This is a genomic window from Bradyrhizobium sp. Mp27 (assembly GCF_029953005.1).
GTDB classification, from domain to species: Bacteria; Pseudomonadota; Alphaproteobacteria; order Rhizobiales; family Xanthobacteraceae; genus Bradyrhizobium; species Bradyrhizobium barranii.
Window position 1 is genome coordinate 30,598 of the sequence record NZ_JASAUS010000045.1, and the last position, 21,409, is coordinate 52,006.

A 21,409-nucleotide genomic window follows, 5' to 3' on the forward strand; every position below is an offset into this window, starting at 1 on the left:
TATGCCCTGATCGGAAAACCGGTCCCCACTTTTTCGGGGCATGCGCTTTAAATTGCCGCATGCACTTTTCGAAAGTGCATGCGCTTTGATTACCCTTGCCGTGGCGGCACCGCCGGCGGCGTGGGGCCGGTCGTCGGCACCGAGCCGCCGCGGCGGGCGGCAGCGGCCGCGGACGCCGCGCTTTCGCCGAACGTTGCCTTGGCGATCTCGCCGATGCCGGCGAGCGAGCCCAGCATGCTCATCGCCTCGACCGGAAGCATGATGACCTTCTGGTTCGGCGAGTCGGCCAGTTGCCCGAACGCCTTGATATACTTGTCGGCGATGAAATAGTTCAGCGCGGCGACGTCTCCCTTGGAGATGGCCTCACTGACCATCTGCGTCGCCTTGGCCTCGGCCTCCGCGGAACGTTCGCGAGCCTCGGCGTCGCGGAACGCAGCTTCCTTGCGGCCTTCGGCCTGGAGGATCTGCCCCTGCTTGGCGCCCTCGGCGCGCAGGATCTCGGACTGGCGCTGGCCTTCGGCGGCCAGAATGTCGGCGCGCTTGACGCGCTCGGCCTTCATCTGCCGGCCCATGGCTTCGACGAGGTCGGCGGGCGGCACGATGTCCTTGATCTCGATGCGGTTGACCTTCAGCCCCCAGGGCGAGACCGCGGCGTCGACGACGCGGAGCAGGCGCTCGTTGATCTCGTCGCGATGCGACAGCACCTGGTCGAGATCCATCGCGCCCATCACCGAGCGGATGTTGGTCATGGTCAGGACCGTGATGGCCTGCGTCAGGTTGGAGACCTCGTAGCTCGCCTTGGCGGCATCGAACACCTGGAAGAAGGCGACGCCGTCGACCGTCACGGTGGCGTTGTCCTTGGTGATGACCTCCTGCTCGGGAATGTCGATCACCTGCTCCATCATGTTGATCTTGCGTCCAACGCGATCGAAATAGGGCACGATCAGATTGAGCCCGGGGCTCAGCGTCTGGGTGTATTTGCCGAACCGCTCGATGGTCCAGTCATAGCCCTGCGGCACCGTCTTGACGCCGGCGACGAGCGTGACGATGACGAGCAAAACCAGAACAATCGCGAAAACATCGAAACCGCTCATATATCCTCCAAGGCGGGAAAGCCCTTTCCCGCGCTGTCATTGGTCGGGAACGCGACCTTACCGGTTCAGCGGTCACCATTCACGTCGGCATTGGCGCGATTCTGCACAAGACGCGCCGCGACGGAACGGTCACGATATGTATTTCCGAAAGGCTCTTGAAAGCGCGCAGGCGCAGACCTAGCAGCGAAAGTTAACAAATCCGGACATCTCGTCCGCCACGGACAACTTCATTCGATGACGTCGTTCGCGGTTGCGAGCAGGCCCGGAGGAAGCGTGACGCCAAGCGCCTTGGCGGTCTTGAGGTTGATCGCCAGCTCGAACTTGGTGGGATTCTGGACCGGCAGGTCGGCTGCCTGCGCGCCCTTCAGGATGCGATCGATGTAGTTGGCGGCGCGGCGGAGCTGCTCGGCGCTGTCGGTGCTGTAGGACATCAGCCCGCCCTCGTCGACGAAGGTGCGGCTCCAGAACACCGCCGGCACGCGGGCTTCACCGATTGCAGCCAGGAGCTGGGCGCGATTGGCCATGGTGAAGAAGTCAGGCAGCACCAGCAGGCCGCCGTCCTTCCGCGAAGCCAGCGCGGCGATCGAGCCAGAGTCGTGAACTGGTGCGGCCTCGACCGTCACATGAAGCGTCCGTGCGGCGTCCTCGATCGTGCGCAGCATCAGGGGCGCGAACGGCGCGGTGGAAGGATTGTAGACGACGAAGACGCGGGACACTTTTGGCGAGACCTGCGTCAGCATCTCCAGCCATTTGCCGGCGAGCGGGCCGTCGTAATCGGTGAAGCCGGTGATGTTGCCGCCGGGATGGGCGAGGTTTTTGACAAAGCCCTGGCTGACGGGATCGGTGACGACGGCGAACACGATCGGAATCGCCGTGGTGCGCTGACGCAGCTCCTCGACCGAGGGCGTGCCGACCGCGAGCAGGATGTCCGGCTTGAGCGCCACGAGTTCGTCGGCGAGGCGCGCGATGCGTGCCCGGTCACCGGCGCCGCTGCGCCAATCGATCCTGAGGTTGTCGTGCTCCTTCCAGCCATGGGCGGCGAGCGTCTCGACCAGGATCGTGCTGCGGGCCTGCCCGATCGCGTCATCCGCGGCCGTGACCGAGAGCACGCCGAGCCGCCGCGGCGCGTTCGGCTGTTGCGCCAGCACCGAGGCCGGCAGCGCGGCGATCGTCCCAAGAAGCGCCAAGGTCTCGCGGCGGTTCATGGGACACGCCATCAGATCCAGCCCTGAAGCTCGCGCAGCACCAGGGTGCGGATCACGTCCATGCCGGGATCACTGTCGTTAAGACAGGGGATCGCGGAAAACTGCTCGCCGCCATTATGCTTGAAGATCTCGGCATTCTCCTGCGCGATCTCCTCCAGCGTCTCCAGGCAATCGGCGGCGAAGCCGGGCGTCACCACCGCGATGCGGCGCACGCCTTCCTTGGCCAGCCGCTCCATGGTCTTGTCGGTGTAGGGCTGGAGCCACTCGTCATTGCCGAAGCGCGACTGGAAGGTCAGCAGCAGTTTCGTCTCGTCCATGCCGAGCCGGCGGCGCAGCGCCTCCGTCGTGGCGACGCAGTGGGACTGATAGGGATCGCCCTTGTCGACATAGGATTTCGGCATGCCGTGGAAGGACGCCACGATCAGCTCCGGCGTGAACGGCAGCGTCGCCAGATGCGCCTCGATCGAGATCGCGAGCGCCTCGATATAGGCCTCGTCCTCGTAATAAGGCGGCGTCACCCGCAGCGTCGGCTGGTTACGCAAGCGCGCGAGCACGCGGAACACTTCGTCGCAGACCGTCGCCGAGGTCGAGGCGGAATATTGCGGATAGAGCGGCACGGCGAGTATACGGTCGCACCCCTTAGCGATCAGCGCATCGATGCCCGACTTGATCGAGGGATTGCCGTAGCGCATCGCCCAGTCCACGACGACGTGGTCGCTGTCAGACAGTGCAGCCGCAAGCTTGTCGGCTTGCGAGCGCGTGATGGTCTTCAGCGGCGACTCGTTCCGCTCCTTGTTCCAGATCTTCTGATAGTCCAGCGCCTTGGTGCGGGGACGGCTGCGCAGGATGATGCCGTTGAGCACGAACTGCCAGACCAGCCCCTGGTCCTCGATGACGCGGGCGTCCGAGAGGAACTCCTTGAGATAGACCCGCACGCCGGGCGCATCGGCCGTATCGGGCGTGCCAAGATTGACCAGAAGCACGCCGACGCGCCGCAGGCCGGACCGGACGGCGGGCTTTTGCGCTGCGATGGGGTCAATTGTCGTCATGATCAGTTGCGTCGCGCGTTGCTCCGAACTTGTCAAGATGAGGTCGATTTCGCTAGGGTCGCGCCCAAGCGGGGAGGGGCTGATGACACTCGCGGAATTCTGCGTATTGGGAGCGCTGCTGCTTTATCTGGCGACGATCGTCTCGATCAAATGGACGCGGTTTCGCACCTTCGACAATTCCCGGCCGCGCGACCCCGCTTTCTTCGAGGATGCGCTGGCGCAGCGCGCGCTCGGTGCCCACCAGAACGGCATCGAGACCTTTCCGTTCTTCGCCTTCGCGGTGCTGCTTGCCGAATTCCGGGATTCGCCGCAGCGGCTGATTGACGAGCTCGCCGTGCTGTTCCTGATCGTGCGGATCGCCTACGTGCTGACCTATCTCGGCAACCGCCCGACACTGCGCTCGATCCTCTGGAGCATCGGCTTTGCGATCAATCTCGGGATCTTCTTCATGCCGGCGCTGAAGGGGTTCTTGCCGGTTTGAGGCGGCCTCACTCCGACAGATGACGCTCCCGCGTCGCGATCATCGCCCGCATCGATGCCGGGATCGTGACCGGACGATGGGTTTCCTGATGGGTGTAGACCCACACGATCTCGCCGGTCACCAGCGCATCGGTGCCATCCTTCAGGAAGATGGCGAGCTCGAAGACGAGGCTCGAATTGCCGATCCGCGCGACGCGCGCGCCGACGTCGAGCTCCCAGTCGAAGCGGACAGGTGCCTTGTATTCGATCAGCGATTTGACGACGTGGAAATCGATGCCGCTCGCCTGCGCGTCCGCATATTGGTCAAAGCCCAGCGCGCGGAAATATTCGGTGATGGTGGTGTCGAAATAGGTGAGATAATGCGCGTTGAAGACAACGCCCTGGCCATCGATCTCCGAATAGCGCACCCGAAACGGATGAAAGAACCAGAAATTTTCGCGCGACATTGAATCCCCCCGACCGTTCTTATTGGTTTGACAGACTGAATAGCCGACCGGAGCGAGTTCGCAAAGGCGGGCCGTAGCCCGGATGGAGCGAAGCGTAATCCGGGATTCCATCCACGCGGTCACAGCGGCCCCGGATTACGCTTCGCTCCATCCGGGCTACGAAGGATCCCCGCTCAAAAACACGTCGTTCGCTCAGCGGCGATGTAGCCGAACAGCAGGCCCGCGCCGAACAGCAGCACGAGAGCGGCGGCGCCGAATTCGATGCCGCGCATGAACAGCGCACCGCCGCCGTCGCGCCCGGCGCTGAGGCGGGCGGCGATGTCCTTGGCGGAGACGGCGACGACGGCGATGGCCGCGACCGTAATGGCGGTGCCGAGCCCCATCAGCAAGGTCGCGGCGATGCCGGCCCAGAACAGGCCCTGCGCGAGCGCGAACACCAGTACCAGGATCGCGCCCGAGCAGGGCCGGATGCCGACGGTCAGGATCGCAGCGAACCCGCGCCGCCAGCCGCCGGGACCGGCGAGCTCGCTCGGCGTCGGACCGTGGGAATGGCCGCAATGCTCGTCATGGACGTGGTCGTGCGCATGGTGGTGATGGGCGTGGGCGTGACCATGGTCGTGATGATGGTGATCATGACCGTGATCGTGGTCGTGGTGATCATGGGCATCATGATGATGATGGTGATGGCCGTGATCATGATGGTCATGCGGCACGCCGGCAATGGCCGGCACCGGCTGGACCGCCTGCAGCGCGCGGATAAAGGTGCGGCCCTTGACCCAGACCAGCCGCAGGCCGAACAGCGCGATCAGGCCGTAGCTCGCGATCTCGATTGCGCCTTCCGCCTTGCACATGGTCTTGGCGGTGGCGTTCAGCACCCAGGCCGAGATGCCGACGATCAGGATCGCCACCAGCGACTGCATCAGCGCCGAGGCAAACGACAGCGCGATGCCGCGCCGCACGGTCTCGCGGTTGGCGACGAGATAGGAGGCGATCACCGCCTTGCCGTGGCCGGGGCCAGCGGCGTGGAAAATGCCATAGGCAAAGGAGATGAAGAGCAGCGTCCACACCGCCGAGCCGTCGGACTTGGCGGCGCGGATGGTCGCCGACATCTGGCGATAGAACTCCGACTGCTTTGCCAACAGCCAGCCGATGACGCCGCTGGCCTCCGGCTCGGTCGCCTGCGCCGTGCGCGGTGCGCCGAACGGATTTTGCGCGAGGAGATCGTGAAGCGCGGCGTCCGCCACGCTCACAACAAGGAGCACGGCCGCGCAGGCCAGAAGCCCGCGCACAAGCGGGGAACGAAGACGACCGATCAAGGGCAATCCACCGTGATCTTGTTGGCGAACATCATGCCGAAATTCGAGTTCTCACCATTCAGGAAGGTCTGCTCGTTGAGCTTCTGCGCGGTGGCGGAGCCGTCGCTGGGCCGATCGAGCTTCATCTGGCAGCCGGCGGGCGCGCCGACCAGCTTGACCGGATTGTCCTTGGCCATCTGGAAGTCGATGAAATAGGAACGGTCGAACACTTCGAGCACCAGTTGCTTGGGCTTGACCGGGTTCTTCAGCGGCAGCGTGAAGTGCAGGGTCAGCACGGTATCCTTGTAGTCGAGGAAGTAGTCGACCGGCTCGTTAAAACGCTCCTTCTTGCCGTCGGCTCGCGCGAAGGTGAAGTAGGCGTATTCCTTCAGCGACTCGACATTGGTCTGTGCCAGCGGCCCCAGCTCTTCACGGGTGTAGGCGCCCTTCGTCTTGCTCTCGAGCCCCTGCACCGCATAGGCCGAGAACATGTCGTCAAAGGTCCAGGCGTGGCGGACGCCGGTGATCGAGCCGTCGGCGGCGTAGAGCAGCTCGCTGGTCGCGGTGATCCAGACATGCGGGTGCGCCTGCGCCGCGCCCGCTGCGAGCGTCATCGCAGCGGCGAGCAACAGGCCGAACAGGGCACGCATGCCCATCAGGCCGCCTCGGCGTCGTCGAGCAGGCCGCGGCGGCGCAGCAGCGCGTCGGGCTCCGGCGGACGGCCGCGGAAGGCCTCATAGGCGGCTTCCGGATCGACCGATCCGCCCGAGGAGTAGATGTCATCGTGCAGGCGTTTTGCCACCGCAGGATCGAAGATGTCGCCGGCCTCCTCGAAGGCGCCGAAGGCGTCGGCGTCCATCACCTCCGACCACATGTAGCTGTAGTAACCGGAGGCATAATGGTCGCCGGAGAAGATGTGGCCAAACTGCGTGGGCCGGTGGCGCAGCGAGATCTCTTCGGGCATTCCGATCTTCTCCAGCTCCTTCTTCTCGAAGGCGCGGACATCCTGCGCGGCGGAAGCCGGCTGGGTGTGGAATTCGAGATCGACCAGCGCCGAGGAGACGAACTCGACCGTGGCAAAGCCCTGGTTGAACTTTCGCGCGGCGAGGAAGCGCTGGAGCAGATCGTCCGGCAGCGGCTCGCCGGTCTGGTAGTGGCGGGCGAACTGCTGCAGCACCTCCGGCCGCTCCTGCCAGTGCTCATAGAGCTGGGAGGGCAGCTCGACGAAGTCGGTGAACACCGCGGTACCCGAGAGTGACGGATAGGTCACATTGGAGAGCATGCCGTGCAGGCCGTGGCCGAACTCGTGGAACAGGGTCCGGGCATCGTCGGGCGAGAGCAGCGAGGGCTCGCCGTTCGCGCCCTTGGCGAAGTTGCAGACATTGATGACGAGCGGCGCGATCTCGCCGTCGAGCTTCTGCTGGTCGCGCAGCGAGGTCATCCAGGCGCCGGAGCGCTTCGACGGCCGGGCATAGTAGTCGCCATAGAACAGCGCCTTGTGCTTGCCGTCCGGCCCCTTCACCTCCCAGACCCGGACATCCGGGTGCCAGGCCGGCACGTCCTTGCGCTCCTCGAAGGTGATGCCGAACAGGCGGGTGGCGCAGTCGAAGGCGGCGGCGATCATGTGATCGAGCGTGAGATACGGCTTGATCGCGGCGTCGTCGAAATTGGCGCGCTGGAGGCGGAGTTTTTCGGCATAGAAGCGCCAGTCCCAGGGCGCGAGCTTGAAATTGCCGCCCTCTTCCGTGATCAGCGCCTGCATCTCGTCGCGGTCGGCGAGCGCGCGCGCCCGCGCCGGCTTCCAGACCCGCTCCAGCAGGCCGCGCACCGCATCCGGCGTCTTGGCCATGGAATCCTCGAGCCGGTAGGCGGCGAAGGTCGGATAGCCCAGAAGCTTGGCGCTCTCCTCGCGCAGCTTCAGGATCTCGACGATGGTGCCGTTGTTGTCGTTGGCATTGCCGTTGTCGCCGCGCGCCGTGAAAGCCTTGTAGACCTTCTCGCGCAGGTCACGGCGGTCCGAGCTCTTCAGGAACGGCTCGGTCGAGGAGCGCGACAGCGTGACGATGGCCTTGCCGTCCATGCCGCGCTCTTCCGCCGCAGCCTTGGCGGCGGCGACGAAGCTCTCCGGCAGGCCCTGGCGGTCGGCCTCCCCCAGCTCCATGAACCACTCCTGCTCGTCGCCGAGCAGGTGGTGGCTGAAGCTGGTGCCGAGTTGGGCGAGCTTCTCGTTGATCTCCGCCATCCGCGCCTTGGCCTCTTCGGAGAGGCCGGCGCCGGAACGGTGGAAGCGGGTGTAGGTGCGCTCCAGCAGGCGGAGCTGCTCGGGCGAAAGACCAAGACCGGCGCGGTTCTCGTGCAGATGGGCGATGCGACCAAACAGCACGGCGTTCATCATGATCGGATTCCAGTGCCGCGCCATCCGCAAGGAGACCTCCTTGTCGATCTCCAGGATGGCCGGGTTGGAATGCGCCGAGACGAGGTCGTAGAAGACCGCCGCGACCTTGGTGAGGAGCTTGCCGGAGCGCTCCTGCGCCGTGATGGTGTTGGCGAAGTCGGCGGCCGCCGGATCGTTGGTGATCGCCGCGATCTCCGCGGAGTGATCGGCGAAGGCCTGCTCGAAGGCCGGCAGAAAGTGCTCGGGCTTGAGCTCGTCGAAGGGCGGGGTCGCAAACGGCGTCACCCAGGCCTTCAGCAGCGGGTTGGTCTCGGGGTCCGTGGTTTGGCGGGGGTCTGACATCGCAAGTCCCGGTTTTTGTGGCTCGATTGTTGGGGTCAGCTATAGCACGCGATGGGGCTTTTTTGGGCCATTTGCCCTTGCTCCCGGCCGCCTTTTCGGGGAGATTGCGGCCCTCGAAGCCACGGACCCCAGAGCTCATGAACGCGCCTGTCTCCTCTTCCCGTCAGATCGTCTGGCCGAGCGTCATCACTGTCATCAGCGCGGCCATCCTGATCGGCGCCGAGGTGTTCGGCGCCGCGTTCGCCGGCGGCTGGGCGCTCGCGATCCTGTTCGGGCTCGGCGATCAGGGCACGCACATCCTGCAGGCTGTGCTGTTCGCGCTCGGCGTGCTCGTGATGACCGCCTTCATCCGCGCGGCTCAGCGCGTCGAGCCGTTCACGAAGCGCCGCTGACGCTTCCTTGCGCGCGCAAGACGCGCGCACGGCTGAAAAAACTTAACGCGCGTTCATCTTCCGCGCCGCTCGCGCAACACTGCGCAAGCAGATGTTAGGCAATTCTGTCCTCAGCCTAAAAAAATTCTTGCGAAGCTGACTCAAAACGCTTATGTGCGCTCTTGCCCAATTTCGCACGTGCCTGTGGTCGTGTGTCAGTCGGTAGGTATCCGGACAAGAGGCCGGACAGCCGCCAAGGGGTGAAGAAGCCGAGGGGCTCTTCGGAAGTGCGGAAGTCGCGAGACCGAAAGGTCGGACGAGGAAGCAAACCCGGAGCGTCCAGCATCTCTCTCAAAGAGATGCCATGTCGAAGGTGACTTCACTTTTTGCAACCGTGACTGGCAGCCGGAGGCGAACCGGCGCACCCCGCTCTCAACGGGGGACGCGACTTAAAGCAACGACGGATCGGGCTTTTTTGGTCTCTACCGGCATTCCAACGCCGGCGCGGGCTACTGAAAAGGCTTGTCCTTCATTGCCAGGTGTGCGGGCGGGAAAACTCCCAACCAATCCACGGCAGCACAGTCTGATGTGAGTCTTTGGCTCGTCACGCCTCCATCGCGTGATCTGGCCGGAGTGCTCTTATCCGACGACATTTTTTGAACGGATCCCCGTCGCTGGGCCGTTTGGGAGAGTGCTATGACCGAACGTATTCAGGAATTCCTGCGCAACCGCCGCAGCGAGGGCCGGGACACCGAGCCTTGCCTCGTGGTCGACCTCGAAGTCGTGCGCGACAATTACCAGACCTTCGCCAAGGCGCTGCCCGACAGCCGCGTGTTCTACGCCGTCAAGGCGAACCCGGCGCCGGAAGTGCTGGCGCTGCTCGCGTCCATGGGCTCCTGCTTCGACACCGCGACGGTCGCCGAGATCGAGATGGCGCTGGCCGCGGGTGCGACGCCCGACCGCATCTCCTTCGGCAACACGATCAAGAAGGAGCGCGACATCGCGCGCGCCTTCGCGCTCGGCATCCGGCTTTTCGCCGTGGATTGTGCCGCCGAGGTCGAGAAAGTCGCCCGCGCCGCTCCCGGCGCGAAGGTGTTCTGCCGCATCCTCTATGACTGCGCCGGCGCCGAGTGGCCGCTGTCGCGCAAGTTCGGCTGCGACCCGGAGATGGCCGTCGAGGTGCTCGACGTCGCCAAGCGCCTGGGCCTGGAGCCGTGCGGCATCTCCTTCCATGTCGGCTCGCAGCAGCGCAAGGTGAAGGCGTGGGACCGTGCGCTGGCGATGGCCTCGCAGGTGTTCCGCGACTGCGCCGAGCGCGGCATCAACCTGACCATGGTCAACATGGGCGGCGGCTTCCCGACCAAGTACCTGAAGGACGTGCCGCCGGTCGTGACCTACGGCCGCTCGATCTTCCGCGCGCTGCGCAAGCACTTCGGCAACCAGATTCCGGAGACCATCATCGAGCCGGGCCGCGGCATGGTGGGCAACGCCGGCATCATCGAATCCGAGGTCGTGCTCATCTCGAAGAAGAGCGACGATGACGAGGTGCGCTGGGTCTATCTCGACATCGGCAAGTTCGGCGGTCTCGCCGAGACGATGGACGAGTCGATCCGTTACGCCATCCGCACCCCGCATGACGGCGCGGACATGACGCCGTGCGTGCTCGCGGGCCCGACCTGCGACAGCGCCGACGTGCTGTACGAGAAGACCCCGTATCCGCTTCCCGTCACGCTCGAGATCGGCGACAAGCTGCTGATCGAAGGCACCGGGGCGTATACGTCGACCTACTCGGCGGTGGCGTTCAACGGCATCCCGCCGCTGAAGACCTACCACATCTAAGCAGCCTCACTGTTCCGAGGCCTGACGAACCCGGGAGCCGGTCCGCCGGCTCCCTTCCTGACATTGCCATTCTGACGACGTCTTGAGCCGGCGTGCTTCTCGCACGCGGGTTCAAGCGGGGACTGACGCGCCATGACTGCTTTTCGGAAGCCACAAGTCGCCCTCACTTCGAATGCCGCTCCGTTCGCGATCCGTGCGGAACGTGCTGCCGACGTCGCCGCCCGTGAAGCGCTGCTGGATGCCTGCTTTGGCGAGAACCGCCATGACCGCACCTGCCAGCGCCTGCGCGACGGACGTGCACCTGCCGCAGGCCTTGCCCGGTCGGCTGTGCGCGAGGGGACACTCGTGGGAACCGTGCGGCTGTGGCACGTGAGCGCCGGAGGCAGGCCCGCTTTGGTCCTCGGACCGCTGGCGGTGGACCCTGCCTTCCGCGAGCTCGGGATCGGCGCCGCGCTGATGCATCAAGCGCTGGCCGCCGCCCGGGCGCGCGGGCATGCCGCCGTGATCCTGCTCGGCGATGCCCCCTATTACGCCCGCTTCGGCTTCTCGCCCGAAAAGACCGGCGCATTGATGCTGCCCGGCCCGTTCGAGCGCGATCGTCTGCTGGCGATCGAATTCCAGGCCGGTGCGCTGGATGGCGTTGAGGGGATGATCGTCCCGACCGGCGCGGCCCTGCCCAAACGAAGGGTAGTTCGCGCCCTCCAGGCGCACGCGGCCTAAGGGATTGCCATGATGGCGACGACTTAAGCCGCGTTCCGCGGCGATGCCCGCGCGTGCCCGTTCCTTTGGGGTTGCGCAGGCCTGAGAAACGCCCTTTAACCCGCCAAACACCCCCTTCAGTCGAGGCCCACGACCATGTCCCGTCGCCTGATCTCCACCGGCTCTCCCCTCGAGAAGACCGTCGGCTACAGCCGCGCCGTGATCGACGGCGAGTTCGCCTTTGTCGCCGGAACCACCGGCTATGACTACACGACGATGACGATGCCATCAGATGTCACGAGCCAGTCACGCAACTGCTTCAAGACCATCGAAGCCGCCCTGAAGGAGGGCGGATTCGAGATGGCCGATATCGTCCGTGCGACCTACTACGTCACCGACGCCAGCTACATCGATGCCCACTTCGCCGTCTGCGGCGAGGTTCTCGGCGACATCAGGCCGGCTGCGACACTGCTGGTCGTCAGCGCCCTCGCCAAGCCCGAGATGAAGGTCGAGATCGAAGTCACCGCCAAGCGCCGCAGCGCCTGATCCACCCACCCTTTGTCTGCCAGCACGTTCCGGAGAAACCATCCCATGAGCCACCCCTCGCAGATCTACGCGAAGATCACTGGTCCCATCGTCATGGTCGGCTTCGGCTCCATCGGCAAAGGCACGCTGCCGATGATCGAGCGGCATCTCGACTACGACAGGTCGCGCGTCACCGTGATCGATCCCAAGGACGAGGGCCGCAAGGCGCATTGCGAGAAGCAGAACGTCCGCTTCATCCAGAAGGCCGTGACCCGAGACAATTATCGCGAGTTGCTGACCCCACTGCTCACCGAAGGCGGTGGCCAGGGTTTTTGCGTCAATCTCTCGGTCGATACCGGCTCCACCGACATCATGGAGCTCTGCAATGAGCTCGGCGCGCTCTATATCGACACCGTCAACGAGCCCTGGCTCGGCTTCTATTTCGATTCCTCGAAGGGCCCGGAAGCGCGTTCCAACTACGCGCTTCGCGAAGTGACGCTGGCCGCCAAGGAGGCGCGCCCGGCGGGCTCGACGACGGCCGTCTCCTGCTGTGGCGCCAATCCCGGCATGGTCTCCTTTTTCGTCAAGCAGGCGCTGCTCAACGTCGCTGCCGATCTGAAGCTCAATGCCCCCAAGCCGAAGACCAGGGCCGAGTGGGCCGACTTGATGCGGCAGGCCGGTATCAAGGGCATCCACATCGCCGAACGCGACACCCAGCGCTCCAAGTCGCCGAAAGAGCCCGACGTCTTCGTCAACACCTGGTCGGTGGAAGGTTTCCTGTCGGAAGGCGTGCAGCCGTCCGAACTCGGCTGGGGCACCCATGAAAAATGGATGCCCGAGAATGCGCGCACCCACGAAGCCGGCTGCGGCGCGGCCATCTATCTGATGCAGCCCGGCGCCAACACGCGCGTGCGCACCTGGTGCCCGACCCGCGGCGCGCAGTATGGCTTCCTCGTCACCCACAACGAGTCGATCTCGATCTCCGATTACTTCACGGTGCGCGACGCATCGGGCACGGCGGTCTACCGGCCGACCTGCCACTACGCCTACCATCCGGCCGACGATGCCGTGCTGTCGCTGCACGAAATGTTCGGCCGCGCCGCGAAGATGCAGGAAAAGCACCACATCCTCGATGAGAACGAGATCGTCGACGGCATCGACGAGCTCGGCGTGCTGCTGTTCGGCCATGACAACAATGCCTATTGGTACGGCTCGCAGCTCTCGATCGAAGAGACCCGCCAACTCGCGCCCTACCAGAACGCCACCGGCCTGCAGGTGACCTCCGCCGTGCTCGGCGGCATGGTGTGGGCGCTGGAAAACCCGAACGAAGGCATCGTCGAAGCCGACGAGATGGATTTCGATCGTCTGCTGGAAATCCAGCTGCCGTATCTCGGCCCGGTGAAGGGTTTCTACACCGACTGGACGCCGCTGACGGATCGTCCGGGACTGTTCCCGGAAGACATCGACACGAGCGATCCCTGGCAGTTCCGGAATGTCCTGGTGCGTTGACCTCTCAGCGCTTCCGGTTGATCGCGATGCCCGGCCTTGTGCCGGGCATTTCTTTTCTTTTTGCCGACCTATTTCGCCAAGTAATCGAACGCCACGCTGCCGAGCCCGAGCGTCAGGTCCGCTTTGAAATGCAGCGCCGAGACCACCTCGCGCACCGGCAGGCGGGCGACGTCGCAGAGTGCGTGCGGGAACAGGCCGAGCGCGGCGGGGCCGGTCCAGGCTTCCTTCAGCGTGATGTCCTCGAGATGGAAGCGCACCAGCTCGCAGATCCGAGGGGAACCGTCGACATGCGGGATGATCTTCAGGATGAAGTTCGGCGCCTTCATCGACTGCAGCACCACGTCGAGGTCGACCTTGCGGTGCTTGTAGCCCATCGTCGCGGAGGCGCAGAGCACCGAGCCGTAATGCAGCGAGCCGACCAGCACGTCGCTCTCGACCTCGATCTTCGGCCGCGCCAGCTTCTTCGGAAAGCCCCACAGTTCACGACCGCCCGCGATCGGTCCCTCGTCGTCCAGATACATCGCGTGGGTGTAGGCCCCCTCCTCGCCCTTGAGGCGGACCGGGATCACCTGCCCGGTTTCGGTGTAGTCGCCGAATCCGGTCGAGTCTGGCATGCGGATGAATTCGTATTTCACAACCGGCTCCGCCACCTCAAGCGGCTCGGGCACGATGGCCGCGAGGGCTTCGGGATCGGTCCTGTAGGTGATGACGAAATATTCGCGGTCGAAGAAGCGATATGGCCCCGGCGGGAATGACGGGTTGGTGAGCGGCATCGAATAAGCGGTGCGGCGGACGTCTTCGATCTTCATGGGAGGCCCCATCTGTCGTTGGCGCGACAGATTATGGAACGGGCCGGCTGCCGAGGCGAGATCAAATGCGCGTCACAATACGCCGGCCGCCGGGCTACTTCTCCTTGATCGGCGGCGCGATCTTCTCCGCGGGCGCCGCCGGAAGTGCCGGCTTGGTCGCCGCACCCTGCGTCTGCGGGTCGGGGCGCGCGGGCTCGGGGGCCGGCGTGGTCGGCCGGTCGCCACCGGGCTTGGCCTGCGCGGGCGTCTTGTCCTGATCGTTGGACGGCGTGCCCTGGAGCGGTTGCGTCGCCTGCGCCGTCTGCATCCGGCTCTCGGCCCGGATCTGCGCCAGCGATAGACCTGACACCACGACGCCTGCTGCGAACAGCGAGCAGGCGATCATCAGGTCGCGTTTTAGTCTGCGCTTGTCATTTGGGCCGGGCATGTCGATCACCGCCTTTATCCGCGGGATCAACGAACTTGCTCGACTGCGGTTCCGTGGCGGACGAGGCGGGAACCGTGCCTTCGCGCGCCAAAACGCCGAGCTCAGTCTGAGGTGCTGACTTCCCAGGTGGCGTGGCGCACGCCCGGCAGGTGCTGGAGATCGGTCGCCACCGCGTTCAGCTCGTTCGGATCGACTGCGGTCGCAACCAGCTTTGCGACGACCTCGAGAATATCGTCCCCGATCTCAACCACGTCGATATCGGCCACCGGATATTTCGCGGCCTCCAGCTTTTCAGCGAGCCGGTCGCGCATGTCGGGCAGGGCGTCGGCCGCAACGGCGAGCTTGAAATAGTAGGTCGCCTCCGAGGCCTTCTCGTTCAGCGGAATGCGGTTGATGGCGTTGACCAGCGGGCGCAGCATGGTGTTGCCGGCGATCACGAACACGGTCAGCGCGGCCGCCTGCGCGACCATGTCGGCGCCGGCACAGGAGCCGACCGCGGCCGAGGCCCACAGCGTCGCCGCGGTGTTGAGCCCGCGGACGTCCATGCCCTGCTTCATGATGACGCCGGCGCCGAGGAAGCCGATGCCCGAGACGACATAGGAGATCACGCGGACCGCGCCGTCGGCGCCGGTCAGATGCATGGCGAGATCGACGAAGGCGGCGGCACCGACCGCGACCAGCACGTTGGTGCGCAGGCCCGCGGTGCGCTGGCGATACTGCCGCTCGGCGCCGATCAGCGTGCCCAGCACGAAGGCCGTGAACAGGCTGACCAGCGTGTCCGCGAAGTCAGCAATCTGGAAGGTCGTCAAAAACCGCATGGTCCCCTATACGGTCAGAACGATGACAGATTAAAGCTCCAGCAGACCGCCGTCCCCATTTTCGTCGGCGAAGGCCAGCAGCGTGCCCTTGGCGTTCCAGGCAATCGCTGCGACCGGAGGCGAGCCATTGCGGCGAACGAGAATCTCGGCGCCGTCATCGAGCCGCACCATCAGCACGGTGCCGTCGCTGTAGCCGGCGGCGAGGATGTCGTTCTTCGGATGGCAGGCGACAACCGACACGCGCGCCTGCAGCGGCGCGAGCATCGCGGGCTCCTTGCCCATCGGGCCGTCCTTGCTGGCGAACGGCCACAGGATGATGGTGTCAGCGCCCGAGGTCGCGAGCGCCTTGCCGCCCGCGCTCCAGGACATCGAACGGACGCGGCCGGGATAGCCGGTCATGCGCATGTGCCTGTTGTCGGCAAGCCGCCAGCCGTGCAGCGCCGCCTCGTGCATCGTGGTCACCAGGAACTTGTTGTCCGGGCTGAAGGTGACGCCGAGATGCGAGCCGGCCCATGGCAGGAATTCGGCCGATCCTTCCATGTTCGGAAACCACAGCGTCGCGCCGTTGTAATGCGCGATCGCGAGCCGCAGGCCCTTCGGCGCGAAGGCGAGACCGCCGACGGTCGAGGGCACCTCGAGCGACTTCTCCTCGGTCTTGCCGCTCTTGACGGTGGCCGTCTTGCCGGCCGACCAGGCATAGGCACCGTCGGGATGCAACGCCACCGCGTCGATCCAGCGCCGCTTGGGGTCGGTGGCGAGCAGCGTCACCTCACCCTTGGCGTCGAGCGAAACGACCTTGCCGTCGTCGCCGCCCATGATGAGGCGCTTGCCGTCGGAGGCGGTCGACAGAATGCCGCCGCTATGCGCGGAGACCGTCGTGATCTCGCCCTTGGCGTCGACGAACGCGACATTCTCCTCGCCGCCGACGAAGGCGGCGCGGGGCCCAAGGAAATACACCGAGGTCACGCCCATGCCGAGCGCAACCGGCTTGACGCGATCGGTGACGGAGACGATCGAGGCGGAATCGGGGGCCGGCGTAAACTCTTTCATCACGAGACGATGCAGCTCTCAAAACCCTCGCGAATGGCCTTTTCCGGCAATTCGCGGCCGATGAAGACGAGGCGGCTCTCGCGCGGCTCGCCGTCCTTCCACTTCCGCTGGTGGTTGCCCTCCAGCATCATGTGGACGCCCTGGAAGACATAGCGGTCATCATCGTCATGGAAGGCGAGGATGCCCTTGGAGCGCAGGATCTTGCCGCCCTCGACCTGCACCAGGTTCTGGAGCCAGGGCATGAACACGTTCGGATCGAGCGGCTTGTCGGTCTTGAGCGACAGCGACTGCATGTCCTCGTCGTGATAGTGCTTCAGGCCGTGGCCGTGATCATGGTGGTGGTGGTCGTGGCCGTGATGGTGATGATCATGATCGTGGTCATGATCGTCGGCCTCCAGGAAATCCGGCTCGATGTCGAGGATGCGGTCGAGGTCGAAGGCGCCGCGGTCGAGCACATCCGCCAGGGCGACCGAGCAGCGCTCGGTGCGATGCAGCTTGGCATAGGGGTTGATGGCGCGGATGCGGGCCTCGACCTCGGCAAGCTCCGGCTTGGTGACGAGATCGGTCTTGTTCAGCACGATGACGTCGGCGAACGCGATCTGGTTCTTGGCCTCGGGCGCATCCTTAAGCCGGTCGGACAGCCATTTGGCGTCGGCGACCGTGACGACGGCGTCGAGCCGCGCGTTCTTCTGCACGTCCTCGTCGACGAAGAAGGTCTGGGCGACAGGCGCGGGATCGGCAAGGCCGGTGGTCTCGACGATGATGGCGTCGAACTTGCCCTTGCGCTTCATCAGGCCGTCCATGATGCGCACGAGGTCGCCGCGCACGGTGCAGCAGATGCAGCCGTTGTTCATCTCGAACACTTCCTCATCGGCGCCGATGATGAGGTCGTTGTCGATGCCGATCTCGCCGAATTCGTTGACGATGACGGCGTATTTCTTGCCGTGGTTTTCCGACAGGATGCGGTTCAGCAGTGTGGTCTTGCCGGCGCCGAGATAGCCGGTCAGCACGGTCACGGGAATTTTTTGGGACGCTTCAGACATGACAACTCCGGGTCGGGCTTTTCCGCGCGACGCACGGCGGGGTGGCCCCCTGCCCTAGTGGTCAAGCGCGCTGGTCAGGGCCTTTATATTGTGCCTGACCATATCAATGTAAGTGGGTGCAAGCCCCTTTTCGCCGGTCAAACCGTCCGAAATCAGGGTCCCGCCGACCTTCGCCCCGGTCTCGGCCGCGATCCGCCGGATCAGGCGGTCATCACTGATGTTTTCCAGGAACACGGCCGGGATCTTTTGGGCCTTGATCTGGCCGATGATGGCGGCGATGTCCCGCGCGCTGGGCTCGGTCTCCGTGGAGACCCCCAAGGGGGCCACGAACTGGACACCATATTCGGCGGCGAAATAGCCGAAGGCGTCGTGAGTGGAGATCACCTTGCGCCGCTCCGGCGGGATTTTCGCCACGGCCTCCCGCACCTCGCGGTCGAGCGCTTCGAGCTTGTCCAGATAGGCCTTTGCCCGGGCGCGGAAGAACTCGGCGTCGTCAGGGTCGGCCGCGGCCAGCGCATTGGCGATGTCGCTCACATAGATCCTGGCGTTGGGAACGGACTGCCAGGCATGCGGATCCGCGGCCGAGCCGAGCTTTAGCGGTGCGATGCCGGCACTCACGGTGACCACCTGCGCCTTGCTTCCTGCGGACTGCACCAGACGGGGCAGCCAGCCTTCGAGGCCGAGCCCGTTGACGATGACGAGCTTTGCGTCCGCAATCCGCTTCGCATCGCTTGGCGCGGGCGTGTAGACGTGGACGTCGCTGTCGGGGCCGACCAACGTCGTGACGTCGACCCGATCGCCGCCAACATTCCGGACGAAATCGCCGAGGATCGAGAAGCTCGCGACGACGTTGAGCCGCTCGGCCGCATGCAGCGGCGAGGCGATCAGCAGGAGCACACAAAGCAGGAGGCGCCGCATCGTCACGCCTCCAGATGCCGGCCGGGAAACATCTGCCTGACAACGCCACCGACGCGGCCGAACAGCACCGAGACGATGTAAAGCACCGTCGCCACCAGAATGATCGCAGGGCCCGACGGCACGCGGGTCTGGAACGACAGCACGAGGCCCGCATAGCCCGCGACGGCGGCAGCGACGACGGCGATGCAGATCATGACAGTGAGATCGCGCGACCAGAACCGGGCAATGCCGGCCGGCAGGATCATCAGGCCCACCGCGAGCAGCGTGCCGAGCGCCTGAAAGCCGTTGACGAGGTTGATCACGACGAGCGCGAGGAAGGCGAGATGCGCGGGGCCGCCGGCACGGCTGACGGTGCGCAAGAACAGGGGATCGACGCTCTCGATCACCAGCGGGCGATAGATCACCGCGAGCACCAGCAGCGTCACCGTGGCGTTGAAGGCCACCACCAGCAGCGTCTGGTCGTCCATCGCGAGGATGTTGCCGAACAGCACGTGCAGGAGGTCGATATTGGTGCCCTTGATCGAGACGATGGTGACGCCCAGCGCCAGCGAGGCCAGATAGAAGGTCGCAAGCGAGGCGTCCTCCTTGAGCCCGGTCGAGCGCGCGACCACACCGGCGAGGATTGCGACGGCAAAGCCTGCAACCAGGCCGCCGGCCGTCATCGCGAACAGATTGAGGCCGGAGAGCAGGAAGCCAACGGCCGCGCCGGGCAGGATCGCATGCGCCATGGCATCGCCGACGAGGCTCATGCGCCGCAGCATCAGGAACACGCCGATCGGTGCGCCCGCCAGCGACAGCGCGATCACGGCGGCAAGCGCGCGCCGCATGAACTCGAATTCGGTGAACGGGCCGATCAGCGCGTCATAGATCATCTGCGATCACGCCGCCCGCGAGTGTCCGTCCTCGGCGCAAGCCGTGGCACTATCGTCAAAAGCCTCGCACATCCGCATCGCGACCAGCAGGTTTTCCGGCGTCAGCACCTCCGCCGTCGGTCCCCAGGCCACGGGGCCGCGCGCCAGCACCAGCGTTTCGGTGAAATGGTTGCGCACCATTTCCATGTCGTGCAGCGCGGCGAGCACGGTGCGGCCTTCACCGTGCCAGTGCTTCACCAGCGCGAGCAGATCGGCCGTGGTCTTGCTGTCGATGGCGTTGAAGGGCTCGTCGAGCACGATCAGGCGCGCGTCCTGGAGCAGCACGCGCGCGAACAGGATGCGCTGCATCTGCCCGCCCGAGAGCGTGCCGATGGGGCGGTTCTCGAAGCCGTTGAGGCCGACAGAGGCGATCGCGCGCAGGATCTTCTCGCGCGCAGCCTTGCCGATGCCGCCGAACAGGCCCGCGTCGCGCCACAGCCCGGTGCCGACGAAGTCGAACACCGAGATCGGGAAGCTGCGGTCGATCTCCGCGCTCTGCGGCAGATAGGCGATATCGCGGCTATCGAGCCCGCCGAGATGGATGCTGCCGTCGAGCGGCCGGAGGATGCCGACGATGCCGCGCAACAGCGTCGACTTGCCAGCGCCGTTCGGGCCGATCACGGCGACCAGCGCACCTCGCGCGACCTCGCCGTTGAGATGATGCACAGCCGGGTGACGGTCATAGCCGAGCGTGACATTGTGAAAGTGCAGTGCCGCCGCCATGCTCACCTCATCGCCAGGAAGACCACGCCCCAGAGCACGGCACAGACGGCAAACGCGGCCGCGAGGCGGCCGGCCAAGGTCATGCGCAGGATCGACCAGGGCGCGTCCTGAGCCGGATGGGGCGAGGCCGCATCATGGACATGGGCGTGGGTATGGTCGTGCCCATGCGAATGCCCGTCGCCATGAGAATGGTCATGGGAATCGCCATGAACGTGGTCGTGGTGATGGGCGTGGGACGCGGCGGGAACCATGCCAGCGACGTTATATTATAACATTACCCCTGTCCACGGCCGGCTCAGGGCCTGCCGATCACCATCGCGATGGCAGCCGCCACGAAGGGGAATGGCACCGAGACGGCGCAGCGGAACCAGACGAACCGGGCCGGCATGAACGGGATTTCCCACAGAATCACCCGCTGGAAGGCGAACAGGGCCCAGGCGACGACGTAGGCAACCACCTGCGGCACCCCACCGCCCGACTTCAGCGCCACCGTGCCGATGGAGAAGCCGATCACGGGTCCGCCGGGCGTGGCGGCGCCGGCGACCACGGCGGTCGCAACCCCGAGCCAGCCGCTGTCCGGCCCGAGCCAGCCGGTGATCACCTCCTGCGGGATAATGGCGGCGATGTAGCCAGAGCCGATCACTCCGAGCGCAATGCGCGGCACGATGTTGATGAAGTCCATGGAGCCTTCGCGGAGCGAGGCCTTGAATACCGGTGGGCCGCGGCGAAAGGCGATCAGGCCGACGCCGAACACAGAGCTCCACAACAGGATGTCGATCAGAAGCGCCGCGCTCAAGTCTCGTCGTCCTTCGCGGCCGGCTGCGGATAGATCCGGACATAGACGAAGCGGCCGAGCGCGCCGGCGAGCACCGGCAGCGGCAGCGAAATGACGATCCGCCACAGCGTGAAGTCGGTGCCCATGATCGGGATTTCCCAGGCCACGGCGCGGCCGTAGCCGATCAGGGTCCAGCTCACGACCATGGCGATGGTGGCGCCGAAATCGGCGCCGACAGCGAGCAGCGCGCTCGCCACCGGATAGGCGGTGAAGGGTCCGCCCGGCAGGATCGCGCCGAAGGCGGTGCCGATCAAAAGGCCCATCAGGCCGGATTTCGGCCCGAGCGAGCGCGAGACTTTTTCGTGCGGCAGGATCTCGGAGATGAAGGCCCCGAGCAGGCAGCCCGCCAGCACGCGCGGCAGGATGCCGCCGAACAGCGAGAGGTCGTGCGTGAGAATCTCCAGGACACCGTCTGTGCCATCACGCCGCCAGACCAGGCCCGCGCTCACCGCCACCAGCACCGCGATGATGATGGTCGACCAGCCGATCGGCTTGCGCACGCGCCCCGGCCGCGGCTCGGACTCCGCGTCCTCGGCACGCGCCGGATTGTTCGGGGAAGGCTCTGACAACGGGCTCGGTGGGCTCGAGGGTGATGCCCATCCTGATTAAGGGCGCCGCTCATGCGA

At 65.3% G+C, this 21,409-nt stretch carries 24 protein-coding genes; 6 read left to right on the top strand and 18 right to left on the bottom strand.

Annotated features, from left to right (window positions below; genetic code table 11):
• Positions 1-89: 89 nt before the first annotated feature.
• The 3 genes from QJT78_RS22795 to hemH all read right to left on the bottom strand — a co-directional run bounded on the left by QJT78_RS22795 (position 90) and on the right by hemH (position 3,348).
• Entirely contained in the window at positions 90-1,094 is a 1,005-nt protein-coding gene (locus QJT78_RS22795; RefSeq protein ID WP_028148103.1) for an SPFH domain-containing protein, read from the bottom strand.
• Positions 1,095-1,321: 227 nt separating this feature from the next.
• Positions 1,322-2,299: an ABC transporter substrate-binding protein gene (locus tag QJT78_RS22800; RefSeq protein WP_028148104.1), complete on the bottom strand. Its 978-nt coding sequence runs from the start codon at positions 2,297-2,299 to the stop codon at positions 1,322-1,324.
• Positions 2,300-2,310: 11 nt separating this feature from the next.
• Positions 2,311-3,348: a ferrochelatase gene (hemH, locus tag QJT78_RS22805; protein ID WP_028148105.1), complete on the bottom strand. Its 1,038-nt coding sequence runs from the start codon at positions 3,346-3,348 to the stop codon at positions 2,311-2,313.
• 82 nt (positions 3,349-3,430) lie between these two features.
• Between hemH and QJT78_RS22810 the strand changes: the two genes are divergently transcribed.
• Positions 3,431-3,829, top strand: coding sequence for an MAPEG family protein (locus QJT78_RS22810; protein ID WP_028148106.1), 399 nt, complete (start codon positions 3,431-3,433; stop codon positions 3,827-3,829).
• A 7-nt stretch (positions 3,830-3,836) separates the two neighbouring features.
• On the opposite strand, the gene QJT78_RS22815 is transcribed toward QJT78_RS22810, so the two are convergent.
• The 4 genes from QJT78_RS22815 to QJT78_RS22830 all read right to left on the bottom strand — a co-directional run bounded on the left by QJT78_RS22815 (position 3,837) and on the right by QJT78_RS22830 (position 8,306).
• Positions 3,837-4,274: a thioesterase family protein gene (locus QJT78_RS22815; protein WP_038942654.1), complete on the bottom strand. Its 438-nt coding sequence runs from the start codon at positions 4,272-4,274 to the stop codon at positions 3,837-3,839.
• Positions 4,275-4,447: 173 nt separating this feature from the next.
• Positions 4,448-5,596: a nickel/cobalt transporter gene (locus QJT78_RS22820; RefSeq protein ID WP_028148108.1), complete on the bottom strand. Its 1,149-nt coding sequence runs from the start codon at positions 5,594-5,596 to the stop codon at positions 4,448-4,450.
• Complete coding sequence (locus QJT78_RS22825) at positions 5,587-6,225, bottom strand: DUF1007 family protein (RefSeq protein WP_028148109.1); 639 nt, start codon at positions 6,223-6,225, stop codon at positions 5,587-5,589. The genes QJT78_RS22820 and QJT78_RS22825 overlap by 10 nt, the downstream gene beginning before the upstream one ends.
• On the bottom strand, positions 6,225-8,306 hold the full coding sequence (locus tag QJT78_RS22830; protein WP_028148110.1) for a M3 family metallopeptidase: 2,082 nt from the start codon (positions 8,304-8,306) through the stop codon (positions 6,225-6,227). Before QJT78_RS22830 ends, QJT78_RS22825 begins: the two co-directional genes overlap by 1 nt.
• Positions 8,307-8,443: 137 nt before the next feature.
• Between QJT78_RS22830 and QJT78_RS22835 the strand changes: the two genes are divergently transcribed.
• From QJT78_RS22835 to QJT78_RS22855, 5 genes are all read left to right on the top strand, one after another.
• A complete protein-coding gene (locus tag QJT78_RS22835; RefSeq protein WP_028148111.1) occupies positions 8,444-8,698 on the top strand; it encodes a hypothetical protein in 255 nt (84 codons plus the stop codon).
• Positions 8,699-9,373: 675 nt separating this feature from the next.
• Entirely contained in the window at positions 9,374-10,516 is a 1,143-nt protein-coding gene (locus tag QJT78_RS22840; protein WP_028148112.1) for a type III PLP-dependent enzyme, read from the top strand.
• Positions 10,517-10,648: 132 nt separating this feature from the next.
• The gene (locus QJT78_RS22845) at positions 10,649-11,236 is read left to right on the top strand and encodes an N-acetyltransferase (protein WP_038942651.1); all 588 of its coding nucleotides are present in this window, start codon (positions 10,649-10,651) and stop codon (positions 11,234-11,236) included.
• Positions 11,237-11,371: 135 nt separating this feature from the next.
• Positions 11,372-11,761, top strand: coding sequence for a RidA family protein (locus QJT78_RS22850; RefSeq protein ID WP_028148114.1), 390 nt, complete (start codon positions 11,372-11,374; stop codon positions 11,759-11,761).
• A gap of 45 nt (positions 11,762-11,806) precedes the next feature.
• Positions 11,807-13,249, top strand: coding sequence for a homospermidine synthase (locus QJT78_RS22855; protein ID WP_038942648.1), 1,443 nt, complete (start codon positions 11,807-11,809; stop codon positions 13,247-13,249).
• A gap of 68 nt (positions 13,250-13,317) precedes the next feature.
• Here QJT78_RS22855 and QJT78_RS22860 read toward each other — a convergent pair whose 3' ends face one another.
• The 11 genes from QJT78_RS22860 to QJT78_RS22910 form a co-directional block, all read right to left on the bottom strand.
• Positions 13,318-14,058 (bottom strand): acetoacetate decarboxylase, encoded by a 741-nt coding sequence (locus QJT78_RS22860; RefSeq protein ID WP_028148116.1) that lies wholly within the window; start codon positions 14,056-14,058, stop codon positions 13,318-13,320.
• 94 nt (positions 14,059-14,152) lie between these two features.
• The gene (locus QJT78_RS22865; protein ID WP_028148117.1) at positions 14,153-14,485 is read right to left on the bottom strand and encodes a hypothetical protein; all 333 of its coding nucleotides are present in this window, start codon (positions 14,483-14,485) and stop codon (positions 14,153-14,155) included.
• A 101-nt stretch (positions 14,486-14,586) separates the two neighbouring features.
• A complete protein-coding gene (locus tag QJT78_RS22870; protein WP_028148118.1) occupies positions 14,587-15,303 on the bottom strand; it encodes an MgtC/SapB family protein in 717 nt (238 codons plus the stop codon).
• Positions 15,304-15,333: 30 nt separating this feature from the next.
• Complete coding sequence (locus QJT78_RS22875) at positions 15,334-16,353, bottom strand: WD40 repeat domain-containing protein (RefSeq protein ID WP_028148119.1); 1,020 nt, start codon at positions 16,351-16,353, stop codon at positions 15,334-15,336.
• A complete protein-coding gene (locus QJT78_RS22880; RefSeq protein ID WP_014491771.1) occupies positions 16,353-17,396 on the bottom strand; it encodes a GTP-binding protein in 1,044 nt (347 codons plus the stop codon). Before QJT78_RS22880 ends, QJT78_RS22875 begins: the two co-directional genes overlap by 1 nt.
• Positions 17,397-17,450: 54 nt before the next feature.
• Positions 17,451-18,314, bottom strand: coding sequence for a zinc ABC transporter substrate-binding protein (locus QJT78_RS22885; RefSeq protein ID WP_028148120.1), 864 nt, complete (start codon positions 18,312-18,314; stop codon positions 17,451-17,453).
• A 2-nt stretch (positions 18,315-18,316) separates the two neighbouring features.
• Positions 18,317-19,186 carry a metal ABC transporter permease gene (locus QJT78_RS22890; RefSeq protein ID WP_028148121.1) on the bottom strand — a complete coding sequence of 290 codons (870 nt, stop codon included), beginning with the start codon at positions 19,184-19,186 and terminating at the stop codon, positions 18,317-18,319.
• 6 nt (positions 19,187-19,192) lie between these two features.
• On the bottom strand, positions 19,193-19,948 hold the full coding sequence (locus tag QJT78_RS22895) for an ABC transporter ATP-binding protein (protein WP_028148122.1): 756 nt from the start codon (positions 19,946-19,948) through the stop codon (positions 19,193-19,195).
• Positions 19,949-19,950: 2 nt separating this feature from the next.
• The gene (locus tag QJT78_RS22900) at positions 19,951-20,199 is read right to left on the bottom strand and encodes a hypothetical protein (RefSeq protein WP_038942646.1); all 249 of its coding nucleotides are present in this window, start codon (positions 20,197-20,199) and stop codon (positions 19,951-19,953) included.
• A 44-nt stretch (positions 20,200-20,243) separates the two neighbouring features.
• Positions 20,244-20,744, bottom strand: coding sequence for a hypothetical protein (locus tag QJT78_RS22905; RefSeq protein WP_028148123.1), 501 nt, complete (start codon positions 20,742-20,744; stop codon positions 20,244-20,246).
• Positions 20,741-21,352 (bottom strand): permease, encoded by a 612-nt coding sequence (locus QJT78_RS22910; protein WP_028148124.1) that lies wholly within the window; start codon positions 21,350-21,352, stop codon positions 20,741-20,743. The genes QJT78_RS22905 and QJT78_RS22910 overlap by 4 nt, the downstream gene beginning before the upstream one ends.
• Between the last annotated feature and the right edge of the window lie 57 nt (positions 21,353-21,409).

Coding starts and splice junctions, on each gene's coding strand:
- QJT78_RS22795 (WP_028148103.1), bottom strand. CDS start 1,094: ATGAGCGGTTTCGATGTTTTCGCGATTGTTCTGGTTTTGCTCGTCATC.
- QJT78_RS22800 (WP_028148104.1), bottom strand. CDS start 2,299: ATGAACCGCCGCGAGACCTTGGCGCTTCTTGGGACGATCGCCGCGCTG.
- hemH (WP_028148105.1), bottom strand. CDS start 3,348: ATGACGACAATTGACCCCATCGCAGCGCAAAAGCCCGCCGTCCGGTCC.
- QJT78_RS22810 (WP_028148106.1), top strand. CDS start 3,431: ATGACACTCGCGGAATTCTGCGTATTGGGAGCGCTGCTGCTTTATCTG.
- QJT78_RS22815 (WP_038942654.1), bottom strand. CDS start 4,274: ATGTCGCGCGAAAATTTCTGGTTCTTTCATCCGTTTCGGGTGCGCTAT.
- QJT78_RS22825 (WP_028148109.1), bottom strand. CDS start 6,225: ATGGGCATGCGTGCCCTGTTCGGCCTGTTGCTCGCCGCTGCGATGACG.
- QJT78_RS22830 (WP_028148110.1), bottom strand. CDS start 8,306: ATGTCAGACCCCCGCCAAACCACGGACCCCGAGACCAACCCGCTGCTG.
- QJT78_RS22835 (WP_028148111.1), top strand. CDS start 8,444: ATGAACGCGCCTGTCTCCTCTTCCCGTCAGATCGTCTGGCCGAGCGTC.
- QJT78_RS22840 (WP_028148112.1), top strand. CDS start 9,374: ATGACCGAACGTATTCAGGAATTCCTGCGCAACCGCCGCAGCGAGGGC.
- QJT78_RS22845 (WP_038942651.1), top strand. CDS start 10,649: ATGACTGCTTTTCGGAAGCCACAAGTCGCCCTCACTTCGAATGCCGCT.
- QJT78_RS22850 (WP_028148114.1), top strand. CDS start 11,372: ATGTCCCGTCGCCTGATCTCCACCGGCTCTCCCCTCGAGAAGACCGTC.
- QJT78_RS22855 (WP_038942648.1), top strand. CDS start 11,807: ATGAGCCACCCCTCGCAGATCTACGCGAAGATCACTGGTCCCATCGTC.
- QJT78_RS22860 (WP_028148116.1), bottom strand. CDS start 14,058: ATGAAGATCGAAGACGTCCGCCGCACCGCTTATTCGATGCCGCTCACC.
- QJT78_RS22865 (WP_028148117.1), bottom strand. CDS start 14,485: ATGCCCGGCCCAAATGACAAGCGCAGACTAAAACGCGACCTGATGATC.
- QJT78_RS22870 (WP_028148118.1), bottom strand. CDS start 15,303: ATGCGGTTTTTGACGACCTTCCAGATTGCTGACTTCGCGGACACGCTG.
- QJT78_RS22875 (WP_028148119.1), bottom strand. CDS start 16,353: ATGAAAGAGTTTACGCCGGCCCCCGATTCCGCCTCGATCGTCTCCGTC.
- QJT78_RS22880 (WP_014491771.1), bottom strand. CDS start 17,396: ATGTCTGAAGCGTCCCAAAAAATTCCCGTGACCGTGCTGACCGGCTAT.
- QJT78_RS22885 (WP_028148120.1), bottom strand. CDS start 18,314: ATGCGGCGCCTCCTGCTTTGTGTGCTCCTGCTGATCGCCTCGCCGCTG.
- QJT78_RS22890 (WP_028148121.1), bottom strand. CDS start 19,186: ATGATCTATGACGCGCTGATCGGCCCGTTCACCGAATTCGAGTTCATG.
- QJT78_RS22895 (WP_028148122.1), bottom strand. CDS start 19,948: ATGGCGGCGGCACTGCACTTTCACAATGTCACGCTCGGCTATGACCGT.
- QJT78_RS22900 (WP_038942646.1), bottom strand. CDS start 20,199: ATGGTTCCCGCCGCGTCCCACGCCCATCACCACGACCACGTTCATGGC.